Source organism: Spirosoma sp. SC4-14, from assembly GCF_037201965.1.
GTDB lineage: Bacteria > Bacteroidota > Bacteroidia > Cytophagales > Spirosomataceae > Spirosoma.
In genome coordinates, this window is the sequence record NZ_CP147518.1 from 3002320 (window position 1) to 3013884 (window position 11565).

The window sequence follows — 11565 nt, forward strand, 5'->3', positions numbered from 1 at the left end:
TAACATTTATTCTTTTATTTATCATGTGTTTTGGGTATTATTTGAGTATATATACTTATTTTTTAATGAAACATTTCTCAATCATTAAAATTGCATTAATTGTACTTTTTGTATAGAATTTTTAATTTAGTATGAATAATATGTATTTTAGTATACAAGTTTAATGGCAGAGAATATGATATATAATTTCAATAAAAAACTATTATAATCTATAAAAACCTAAAAATAGATAATATTTAGAGATTATATTTTGTATTGCACTTCGAAATTAAAAAGTAATAAAATTATAATTTTTTTAATAAGGTGCTTTGAATTAAAAAAGTGCGAACATACATTTGTAGGATACTGCCTTAAGTATTATAACCTAATCTGCTAAATCAGTTTTATGAGGAAAAATTTACTGTTGAGCCTCCTGTTGGTGTGCTCAACCTGGGCTTACACCTGGGCTCAGGGACGAACAATTACCGGTAAAGTGACATCTGCTGAAGATGGCACTTCAATACCGGGCGTATCGGTTGTTGTGAAGGGAACAACAACTGGGTCGGTCACCAATGGTGATGGTGGCTATTCGCTGGCTGTTCCGGCAAAAGGAACACTCGTATTTTCTTTTATCGGGATGCTGACGAAAGAGGTAGAAATCGGCGCTAATTCTGTCGTTAATGTCACAATGTCGACAGATACGAAGCAATTGTCTGAAGTAGTTGTAACGGGGGTTGGGGTCGCTACCGATAAGCGGAAGATCGCTATTTCAGTAGAATCGGTTAGTTCGAAAGATTTGCCACAAACCCCCTCGGCATCCGTCGATCAGGCATTGATCGGGAAAATTCCGGGCGCGCAGATTACCAGCCGGAGCGGAACGCCCGGTGCTGACGTAAACATTCTGCTGCGCGGTATCAACACCATCAATCGCGGAACGCAGCCGATGATTCTGATCGATGGAATTCAGATGGGGGCTACCAGCCTGCAAACCATCGATTTGAATTCTATTGAGCGGATCGAGGTTGTGCAGGGGGCGGCTGCCGCTACCATTTACGGGGCGCAGGGTGCCAATGGCGTTATTCAGTTATTTACCAAGAAAGGTAAAAACGGGCAGTTGAACATCGACATTTCGTCCAGCCTTTCCAATAACACATACCTGAACGTTGGCGGATTGAGCAAAGCTAAATACCACGCGTTTGCTACCGATGCCAGCAATAATATCATTGGTTCATCGGGGAAGCCCATTACGTATCTGACCGACTCCGGAATTTATTCGGAGAACGTACAGTATAACTCGACAGATCCGACGGCTACCAACAGCAAGGCCTACGACGCCAACCTGCAGTATCACGATCACTTCGCTTATTTTTTCAAACCAGCCAACACGTTCAATAATAGCATTGCCATTTCGGGCGGTAGCCAGAAATCCGACTTTAGCCTGTCGGTCTCGAACAGCCACCAGGAAAGTAACATCATCAACAACGGATATTGGGACCGTAGCAACCTCACAGCCAACATTGGTACACAACTGGCCAAAGGACTTACGCTGCGTTCGATCACACAGTTAGCTTATACCAAAAGCACCCTGAAAACCAGCGACCGGACTATTCTGTTCAGCATGTTGAATGCGTATCCGCTGGCCGATTTCTCGCTGACAACAACCGATGGTTCTATTCCGTACAACATGAACCAAACGATTGGGATCAATGCATCGAACCCATCGTATCGGCAGGCGTATACCAACAATAATGACAACAAGGTCGATATTATTCAGAATGTTAACCTCAATTACAAGTTTCCGAAGTTCGTTGATCTGGATGCGAAATATGGGCTGAACTTTCAGACCCAAAACCGTGATCTGGAGTACCTGAACCAGTCTAACAATCAGAATATCAAATACTGGCAGAGTTTAGGGACGGCCACGTACATTTCGAACTATAATACCAACAACCAGGGCGAACTGGATAAGTATGCGAACAGTAAAATGTTTCAGAACTTCCTGGCAACGGCAACGGCAACGTTCGATTTTAAAGAAGATTTCGGTTCCAAACTGCCCATCAAAACGGTTACACAGGCTTCTTTCGATTATCGGAATACTACGGTTAAAGAGTATACGTCGGTTGCCCTGGGCTTGCCATCGGCTTTTTCGCCCTACAATGCGACAAACGGCTCTTCGTGGCGGGTTTATCGGGACTACAAAGAGCCATTTGTTACCTATGGTTATTTGATTAACCAGCGTTTAGAATACGGCGATTGGGTTGGTATTTCGGGAGGTTTCCGAAGCGATTTTTCGTCGGCGTTTGGGCAGGGTTCGAAACCATTTACGTTTCCCCGTGGCGATGCCTATGTCCGGTTGTCGGGGCTGAACTTCTGGCAAAAAAGCCCAATCAACGACATTCTGCCTGAACTGAAATTACGGGCGGCTTATGGTCAGGCGGGTATTCAGCCGCAGCCGTTTGATCGCTACGTAACCATTACACCAACCACCGTTGGGAACACCACCGCTTTCTACTACGCAAATCAGCAGAGCAACCCAGCCCTGGGGGTAGAAGTATCGGAAGAACTCGAAATCGGGACCGATATGGTGTTCAGTCTGCTGAAAGGTACGAACTGGTTGAACGGAATTGCCCTGTCGGCTACCTACTGGGATCGGAAAACCAAAGATGCTATCTATCAGGTCGATGTAGCTCCTTCGGTTGGTCTGGGTAAACTAACAGACAACGCCTTTACCCTGGGTTCTAATGGGCTTCAGATGTCGTTGAATTCGACCGTTTACAATGGTTCAGACCTGAAATGGAACACTACGGTGAACTTCGGTAAACAAAGCTCCAAAATTATTTCGGTTCGGGGCGATGCGCCCATCGTGGTAACATCGAATGCTGGTAGCACCAACTATGTCTTGAAGGCCGGTGAAAAAATCGGTCAGTTGTATGGCTACAAAACCATTCATGCCGTTGATGCGAAAGACCCCAATGGCAACTACTTTATCGCTCAGGCCGACCAGGAAAACTATACGCTGGCCAGCAATGGCTTTGTTGTGAACAAGGCAACGAAACAGCCGTACTTCACGGCCGACAAGTATAGTTTCGGTGATCCAAACCCGAAATTCAACATGTCGTTCATCAACGACTTTACCTACAAGAACTTCCTGACCTTTGGCTTTCAGTTCGACTGGGTTGAGGGAAACCACCTCTACAACCAGACCAAAGAGTGGATGTACCGCGATGGTATCCACAGCGACTACGCCAATCCATTCACAATTGATGGCCAAACCGGTGCCTGGACCGCTTTCTACCGTGGAGTATATGCACAGCGCACAGCCAATGGTACCAAAGATTATTTCTACGAAGATGCGTCGTTTCTGCGCCTGAGAAACATTTCGCTGGGTGTTGATTTTGCGCGACTGTTCAAAATTCCGGCTACCAAAAAACTCCAGCTTGTGCTTTCTGGACGGAATATCTGGACACTAACCAAGTATACGGGCTTCGATCCGGAAATTAGTTCTGGCACGTCCAACTCGGCCTGGGATAGAGGAACCGACCACAGCACGATGCCAAACTTTAAGTCGTATCAGGCTACGCTGAACATTGGATTTTAAGTAGCCCATCTTCAAAAAAACTGACTCATGAATAAGTTAAAAATACTTGCCTTAGCACTGGCTTTTTCCGGGTTTATGGCATCCTGCAAAGATCAGTTGGATGTTCAGAACCCTAACCAGCCTTCGTCGCCAGCCCTGAAAACCGAATCTGGATTGATTTCCTTTGGCGAAGGTTTTTACGTCACGGGCTTCAAAGATGTGAAGTACTACGATGGCGTTCCGGGCTATTTCTGGTCGGGGGCCATTGGCAACCACGAACTGATGGGCGACGTAATTGGGACCGACATTGCCAACGTTTTCATCAACCAGATCGGTTGCCCAAATCAGGTGACGCTCGATGATGGTACCGTAGTGGCCAATCCGAATTCGCCAAGTAAACAGATTGATTTTCTGCGTATTACGGCCAATGTGAACTCGACAGGTTATCAGAACTCGACCTACTACGAATGGGCGTATATGTATAACCTGAACAATGCTGCCAACACCATTCTGACCAACGTTGATGGAGTGACGTTTACGGGCGATGCCGAAACGAAAAAAGGTGTTCTGAAAGCCTGGTCTTACTGGTGGAAAGGCTATGCCTATTCGCGGATTGGTTCCATGTATTATGCCGGTATCATCAATGATAAGGCTAATGGCGAAACCCTGAACGGCACAAACGGTAATTATGTCTCGAAAGAAACTATGATTACCGAAGCAAACAAAAACCTTGATGCAGCAGCACAGATTCTGAGCGGTTTAACGGTAAATGCCGATTATACGGCAACCATGCAGGGGCTGATTCCGAGCTTTAACCGGGTTGGTAAAGGTGGTGTGTTGTCGCCAGCCATGTGGCAGCGTAGCATCAACACCATGAAAGCCCGCAATATCCTGGTCAATACACGTACCAGCGATATGACGGCTGCACAATGGGCCGATATTCTGACCCTGACTACCAATGGTGTGCAGGCTTCAGATCTCGTTTTTACGGGCCGTTCGAATACTACCGGCGATTTCCTGTCGCCAACAACGGGTACGGTTTCGGGGAAAACAACGGGCGCCAGCAATACCTATAAAATTTCTGAACGGTTGATTCAGGACTTCAAACCGGGCGATTTGCGGCTGTCGAACAATTTCGCGAAACGAAGCTCGCCCTACATTGGTGAAACATCGCGGGGCAATGCCTTCTTTACGCGCTGGACTTTAATAAACCGGGGTGCTGCCGGGTCGGAAGGATTGGCATCAGTTATCACCTATTCGAATACGAATGCGGGTGGCTACGAACTCTACATGGCCAGTTCGTATGAAGAAAACCAGTTGATGAAAGCCGAAGCATTGATCAATACCGGTAAAATTGAAGAGGGGCTGGCCTTAATCGACGAAGTTCGTAAGGCTCAGGGCGCTGGTCTGGCGGCAGTTGCCGGAACCAATCTAACGCTTGCTCAGGCAAAAGAAGAACTTCGCAGCGAGCGTCGCGTTGGGTTATTGTTCCGTGCTTTATCGTTCTACGATATGCGTCGCTGGGGTTTGCTCGAAACGGGCCGTAAGAATGCCGTTGCCCTTAGCCGTACGGGTGTGGTCAGTACCAATGCTACCATCACCTATGGGTATCTCGACTATTGGGATGTTCCCGACAACGAGATTGCATATAACCCTCCTCTTAGCGGTAGCGCACCAACTACCAATCCGAAAACAAATTAGCTAGGTTAGTAGGTAAAAAGCCCGGTCGTAGCCATCTGCTTGATGACCGGGCTTTTTCTATTACGAAGAGTGACAATATTCTTGAGAAACCCACCGTATGCCCTATCTTTGTACTCCCTAGACAACCCAGGCTGGCTTATCGCGTCTGAGCAATTAGGCGAGGAAAGTCCGGGCAGCATAGAGCACCCTACTTCCTAACGGGAAGGCAACCGGCTGGGAACGGCCGTTTGACAGACAGGGCAACAGAAAACATACCGCCGTGGTTAGTGTAGAGTGAAAAATAAAGAATAACTAGTCCGTAATTTATTCTTCATTTTTCACTCTACACTAACCACGGTAAGGGCGAACCGGTGGGGTAAGAGCCTACCGCCCAGTGGGCGACCAGTGGGGCACGGTAACCCTTAGGGGCTGAAAGACCAAATAAGCATCGGACGTGCGGCTGCTCGTCGCCAGCGGCCCGCAAGGGCCAACACCGATGCGGGTAGGTCGAACGAGGTGTCGGGTGATCGGCATCCCAGATAAATGATAAGCCATTTCGTCGCCGACGAGAGGACAGAACCCGGCTTATAGGTCTGGGTTGAATAGGGGTTTTTCAGATTGTTAAATACGCGATGGGGCAACGCCATATTCTTTTTTGAAGGCAAACGAGAAATGCGACAGGTCTTCGAAGCCTAATTCGAGGTAAACATCGGAGGGCGAACGACCTTTTTCCTTAATCAGGTAATAAGCTTCCTGGAGCCGCCGATGCAAAAGCCAGCGACTTGGCGAGCTGTGAAAAATCTTCTCAAAATCACGTTTGAATGTTGCCAGACTTCGGCCCGTCAGATAGGCAAAGCGTTTCAGTTCGACATTGAAATGAAAGTTCTTATTCATAAAAGCTTCCAGATCTAGTTTTCCTGGATCGGTGAAATCGAAAAGAATATCGCTCAGTTCAGGGTTACACTGAAGCAGAAGTAAAACGGCTTCCCGACGTTTTAGCGCCAGCAACGGCTCGTTGCCAGCCTGCTCCAGTTGCTGGTAGGGTTGCAGTGAAGTAATGTAGTTTTGATAAAGCGCGTTTGGCGTGAGAGTGAGTATCGAATCGCCATCGACGTGTTGCGCTGATTTATAGCCGTATTCCAGGCTGATTGACCGGAGCGTATCCTGGTCAAGATATACCGACAACGACTTGAACTCCCCATGTTGGGGGGGGATCTTCACGAATTTAATTAACTGGTTTCGGCGGCTGAACCGGAAGTCACCCTCTCGAAGCGTATAGGCTTTATGCCCATCGTTTATGAGAAGTGTTCCCGAAATCTGGTAGCTGAAAATATGTTCCGGTACAAACTGTTCGCCTTCCCGGCTGCGGGTGTAATAGCAGGAGTAGGCAATTTGCGGTAGTTTTTTTTCTTCCCGAACAACCATAACATTCCAAATATAAAGGTATTGTAACAAACTGGCTTTGGGTCACAGACAAAAGTCAGACGAAATAACTGTATAACCGTTCGTTAGGCAAACCAATCAGGTTTGCCTAACGAACGGCTGCCAGAGATAAAATTTGCTTATGCTTTTAGAAACGATTTGCCCAGCTCGGTTTCAAAGAAACTGGTAGCTTCGTCGTGGTCGGTGGAGAGGCTTACAGGGAGCCATTTTTCCAGTTCCGCTTTCCGGAGCGCATCGGCATGTTGCAGAAAACCAACGGCTTCGCTACCCAGAACCAGATGAACGGGTGGTTCGGGGTGGTAGGCCAGATCGACCATCACCTTCGCTGCTTTTGCCGGATCACCTACCGGTACAAAGTTGCCTCCCTTGAAAAATTCGGCACGCTGGTCGACGGTCGTTTCGTAGCCTTCTAAAGCGGGGGCATAGCTCATGGAGTCGCCCGCCCAGTCGGTTCGGAAACCACCGGGTTCTACAGAAGTAACAAAAATTCCCAACGGAGCCACTTCTTTTGCCAGCGCTTCCGTAAAACCACCCAGCCCAAATTTGGCCGCCTGATACATGGTGAGTCCGGCATTGCCGACCCGGCCACCGACCGAACTGATCTGCAAAATACGCCCTGACCGTTGTTTACGCATGTAGGGCAAAACCGCACGGGTTAGTTCGATAGGGGCGAACAGATTTGTCTCCAATTGAGTCCGAACTTGTTCGTCGGTAAACGCTTCGGCTGCTCCCGTAATGCCAAAACCTGCATTGTTGACCAGCACATCGATTTTTCCAAAGTGTTGAATTGTCTGCTCAACGGCCGCCCGTATCTGCCCATTGTCGGTTACGTCGAGTTGAAGGGGAAGGATCTGATCGGGGTATTTTTCGACCAGATCGGTTAACTGTTCGGGTTTGCGGGCCGTTGCGGCAACCTGATCGCCTTTGCTCAGGACTGCTTCGGTTAGGCTTCGCCCTAACCCACGGGAACTTCCGGTAATAAACCAAACTTTTGCCATTTCTATGAATTTTTGTTTTGACAAAGGTCGTGGCTATAAAGCCGGTCGGCTTTGTTGAAACGCTCAAAGTTGGTTTGTTGAAACGCTCAGCAGATATTTCATGACTACTGTAGTTTGCCCGGTATAACCTGCTTAATCACTACTCGGAAAAAGGCGAAAGACATATCTCATGAATTCATATGACGCTGGTCAGGATGAACCGTTCAGGTTACGCCTACTTTTGTTCAACTCAATTCCGTCATCAATTCCAGCCTACTGCAATCTGGACTGAACGCCACACTGGCTACATCCTGAATTGCCTACTAATCAAATTACGATAAACGGGTTTTCGCCGTTTATAAGGGTCCTGCTAAGGGCCAATCGGCCAAAGCCAGCATGTATCAGGCTGGTGGCCAGGAAATAATATGGAGATACACCGACGTAAACCCATAAACCAGACTACGTTATGGCAGATCAAAACGGTATCGACACAATGGACTTAGGGAAAGTAGTTGCCGTACGGGGGAGCGTGGTAGATGTTGAATTTGACCGGCAACTGCCACCGGTTTATACCCTGTTGCAGGCTGGAACTACAAACGAAATCCTGATAGAAGTTCAGTCGCAGCTTGATGCAAACCGGGTGCGTGGCATTGCCTTAACCCCAACTCCGGGACTGGCTCGTGGAGCAACCGTGAAATCGACGAAGGCACCTTTGCAGGCCCCCGTTGGGAGCAGCGTTTTAGGTCGTATGTTCGATGTATTTGGCCATCCTATTGATCGGTTACCGGCTCTTTCGGGAGTCGAATGGCGATCGATTCATCAACTGCCTCCGCCCTTGAACCGTCGCTCAACAAAAACGGAACTTTTCGAGACCGGGATCAAGGTAATTGACGTATTGGTTCCGCTGGAACGGGGCGGAAAAGCGGGACTATTTGGAGGGGCTGGTGTGGGAAAAACCGTCCTGCTGACGGAAATGATCCATAACATGGTCGGTCGTCATCAGGGAATCAGTATTTTTTGTGGTATTGGCGAGCGCTGCCGTGAAGGTGAGGAGCTCTATCGCGATATGAGTGAGGCTGGAGTTTTGCCGAATATGGCGATGATACTCGGCCAAATGAACGAACCGCCCGGCAATCGCTACCGGGTTGGACACACCGCCCTGACGATGGCCGAATATTTTCGGGACGATCAGCATCGGGATGTATTGTTATTGATCGACAACATCTTTCGGTTTATTCAGGCCGGTATGGAGGTGTCGGGGCTGATGGGGCAGATGCCATCCCGGCTGGGCTATCAGCCTACGCTGGGGACCGAGTTGTCGCGTTTGCAGGAACGTATCGCCAACACCGACACTGGAGCCATTACCTCCATTCAGGCGGTTTATGTTCCCGCCGACGACCTGACCGATCCGGCGGCCGTACATACGTTCTCGCACCTGTCGGCTTCCATCGTGTTGTCGCGTAAACAGGCCAGTGCGGGGCTTTATCCGGCGGTAGACCCCTTACGGTCCAGTTCCAAAATGCTTACCCCCGGTATTGTTGGAGAGCGGCACTATCAACTGGCGCAGGAAATTCGCCACACGCTCGCCCAATATGAAGAACTGGAAGATATTATTGCCATGCTGGGCCTGGAGCAACTCTCGCCCGAAGATCGGAACGTAGTAGTACGCGCCCGGCAGCTACAGCGCTTCCTGACACAGCCTTTCTGTACCACCGAATCGTTTAGCGGCATGGTCGGAAAGGTAGTATCCTTGTCGGATGCGCTGGATGGCTGCGAGCGAATTTTGCGTGACGAAGTGAAAGATTATCCCGAAAGTGCGCTGTACATGATCGGTAGAATCGATGACGCTACCGAAAAAATAGCAGCCTCTAAAACCAGCCGGTTGCCATCATGACAACTTCTCTGATACACCTGAAAGTGCTGTTGCCCGGTACGACGTTTGCCGACATTCAGGATGCGACACGGCTGGTTGTTGAAACGGCACAGGGAGCCTACGGCCTATGGCCTTCACGATTGGATTGCGTGGCGGCTTTAGTACCCGGTATTCTGACGTATGAAACGAAATCGGAAGAGGAATGCTATATGGCCATTGGTGAAGGAATACTGGTGAAAACCGGCCAGACCGTTCTGGTCTCAGTGCGTCAGGCAATTGCGAGTACCAGTCTGAGCCAGTTGCGTCGGGCTATAGAGACCGAACTTTTACAGCGAAACGACCAGGAAAGACGTGTTCATGAAGTTTTGTCGAAACTGGAAAGCGGCTTTATTCGACAGTTTGAAACGTTTCGTCGTACCTGATCGAACGCTATGAAAAACGCGGATAAGCAGTCGTCGTTTGCGCAGGAAGTCGACGGGAAAGCGCAACGGAAAGCCAGGGCTAAAGGGCAGTCGGCCAATCGGATCTGGGCGGGGCTGGGTTTATTTGGCATCATTGGCTGGTCGGTGGTTGTGCCTACGTTGCTTGGGGCTATTGTTGGCCGGTGGCTGGATGTTCATTACCCGGCAAAATATGCCTGGACACTAACGTTTTTGGTGGCTGGATTACTGATGGGGTGCCTGAATGCCTGGTACTGGGTTTCGAAAGAAAATGATGAAATAAATCGGCTAAACAATCATAAAGATGAATGAGATTCTGACCTTACTGCTGGTTGGGGTGGGTGGCGTTGCGCTGGGACTTGTTTTTTACGGAGGCCTTTGGTTCACCGTACGGAAAGGACTTTCATCGACCCAGCCTGTGCTTTGGTTTCCGCTCAGTTTACTCGTTCGCCTTGGTGTGACGGCTGCCGGGTTCTACTGGCTTGCTGCCGGACATTGGGAGAATGTGCTGAGTTGCCTGGGCGGATTTATGCTGGCTCGGTTGCTGGTAACTCAGCTTACCCGCCGATGGGATAATCGGAACCTGATTCGGGAAAGTGAGGTGGCTCCATGAGCCTTAGCCCCGACTTTACCGTATTCTGGCAATACGGCTTTGTTAAGCTTAACGAAACCATTGTTACTACCTGGCTATTGATGCTGGTTATGGTGGCGGGCTCGGCGCTGATTACCCGTCGATTGAAGGTTGGGCAACGGATTTCGCGCTGGCAGGCCATGCTCGAAATCGTGGTGCTTGGTATTCGCGATCAGATTGGAGATGTGGGCTTAAGCAACCCCAAACGCTACCTGCCTTTTCTGGGTACTTTGTTTCTGTTTATTGCCGTATCCAATCTCTGTACCATTTTTCCGGCCTACGATCCGCCAACTGGCTCGTTGTCGACAACAGTAGCACTGGCACTGGCGGTCTTTGTGGCGGTTCCTGTTTTCGGTATTGCCCGTCAGGGCATACCGGGCTACCTGAAAACCTATCTGGAGCCCACACCCCTGATGCTGCCGTTCAATATGCTGGGTGAACTTTCCCGAACCCTGGCCCTGGCCGTGCGTCTGTTCGGCAACATCATGAGTGGCGGAATGATTCTGGGTATTTTACTGGCTATTACACCCCTTTTTTTTCCGATAATCATGACGGCGCTGGGATTACTGACGGGGGTAGTGCAGGCGTACATTTTTGCCGTGCTGGCGACCGTATACATTGCTGCGGCTACAAAAGATACTGACGAAAACCTATCTGATAAGACAAGTAACGATTAATTATATGGATTCTATAACACTCATTGCCCTTGCCTCCATTGTGATGGCCGGTTTCACAACAAGCATTGGTTGTATTGCTCCCGCTTTGGCCGAAGGTCGATCGGTTACGAATGCATTGAGTTCATTGGCGCAACAGCCCGATGCGTCGTCAACAATTACGCGCACGCTGTTTGTTGGCTTGGCGATGATTGAATCGACGGCTATTTATTCGTTTGTCGTTTCCATGATTCTTCTATTTGCCAACCCATTCTGGAATCACTTTATCGAGCTAATTGGGAGGAAATAAGT

10 protein-coding genes and 1 other RNA gene are annotated in these 11565 nt (G+C 48.9%); 9 read left to right on the top strand and 2 right to left on the bottom strand.

The features are described from left to right. Window positions 1–385: 385 nt before the first annotated feature. The 3 genes from WBJ53_RS12050 (at window position 386) to rnpB (ending at window position 5840) form a co-directional block, all read left to right on the top strand. Window positions 386–3577 carry a SusC/RagA family TonB-linked outer membrane protein gene (locus WBJ53_RS12050; protein ID WP_338876370.1) on the top strand — a complete coding sequence of 1064 codons (3192 nt, stop codon included), beginning with the start codon at window positions 386–388 and terminating at the stop codon, window positions 3575–3577. A 27-nt stretch (window positions 3578–3604) separates the two neighbouring features. Beyond that, entirely contained in the window at window positions 3605–5257 is a 1653-nt protein-coding gene (locus tag WBJ53_RS12055) for a RagB/SusD family nutrient uptake outer membrane protein (protein WP_338876371.1), read from the top strand. Between the two features lie 123 nt (window positions 5258–5380). Next, an RNA gene (gene rnpB / locus WBJ53_RS12060) (RNase P RNA component class A) lies at window positions 5381–5840 on the top strand. A gap of 17 nt (window positions 5841–5857) precedes the next feature. Here rnpB and WBJ53_RS12065 read toward each other — a convergent pair. Both WBJ53_RS12065 and WBJ53_RS12070 read right to left on the bottom strand, forming a co-directional pair. Continuing rightward, complete coding sequence (locus WBJ53_RS12065) at window positions 5858–6661, bottom strand: AraC family transcriptional regulator (RefSeq protein WP_338876372.1); 804 nt, start codon at window positions 6659–6661, stop codon at window positions 5858–5860. A 137-nt stretch (window positions 6662–6798) separates the two neighbouring features. Beyond that, window positions 6799–7677 (bottom strand): oxidoreductase, encoded by an 879-nt coding sequence (locus WBJ53_RS12070; protein ID WP_338876373.1) that lies wholly within the window; start codon window positions 7675–7677, stop codon window positions 6799–6801. Window positions 7678–8122: 445 nt separating this feature from the next. On the opposite strand from WBJ53_RS12070, the gene atpD reads away from it, so the two are divergent. From atpD to WBJ53_RS12100, 6 genes are read left to right on the top strand one after another with little or no spacing between them, the layout of a single operon-like run. Beyond that, on the top strand, window positions 8123–9550 hold the full coding sequence (gene atpD, locus WBJ53_RS12075) for a F0F1 ATP synthase subunit beta (protein WP_338876374.1): 1428 nt from the start codon (window positions 8123–8125) through the stop codon (window positions 9548–9550). Beyond that, entirely contained in the window at window positions 9547–9951 is a 405-nt protein-coding gene (locus tag WBJ53_RS12080; RefSeq protein WP_338876375.1) for a F0F1 ATP synthase subunit epsilon, read from the top strand. Before atpD ends, WBJ53_RS12080 begins: the two co-directional genes overlap by 4 nt. 9 nt (window positions 9952–9960) lie before the next feature. Continuing rightward, window positions 9961–10281 carry an AtpZ/AtpI family protein gene (locus WBJ53_RS12085; RefSeq protein WP_338876376.1) on the top strand — a complete coding sequence of 107 codons (321 nt, stop codon included), beginning with the start codon at window positions 9961–9963 and terminating at the stop codon, window positions 10279–10281. Further along, on the top strand, window positions 10274–10582 hold the full coding sequence (locus tag WBJ53_RS12090; protein ID WP_338876377.1) for an ATP synthase subunit I: 309 nt from the start codon (window positions 10274–10276) through the stop codon (window positions 10580–10582). The genes WBJ53_RS12085 and WBJ53_RS12090 overlap by 8 nt, the downstream gene beginning before the upstream one ends. Beyond that, on the top strand, window positions 10579–11277 hold the full coding sequence (locus WBJ53_RS12095; RefSeq protein ID WP_338876378.1) for a F0F1 ATP synthase subunit A: 699 nt from the start codon (window positions 10579–10581) through the stop codon (window positions 11275–11277). The genes WBJ53_RS12090 and WBJ53_RS12095 overlap by 4 nt, the downstream gene beginning before the upstream one ends. A 4-nt stretch (window positions 11278–11281) precedes the next feature. Further along, on the top strand, window positions 11282–11563 hold the full coding sequence (locus WBJ53_RS12100) for a F0F1 ATP synthase subunit C (protein WP_338876379.1): 282 nt from the start codon (window positions 11282–11284) through the stop codon (window positions 11561–11563). Window positions 11564–11565: the final 2 nt, after the last annotated feature.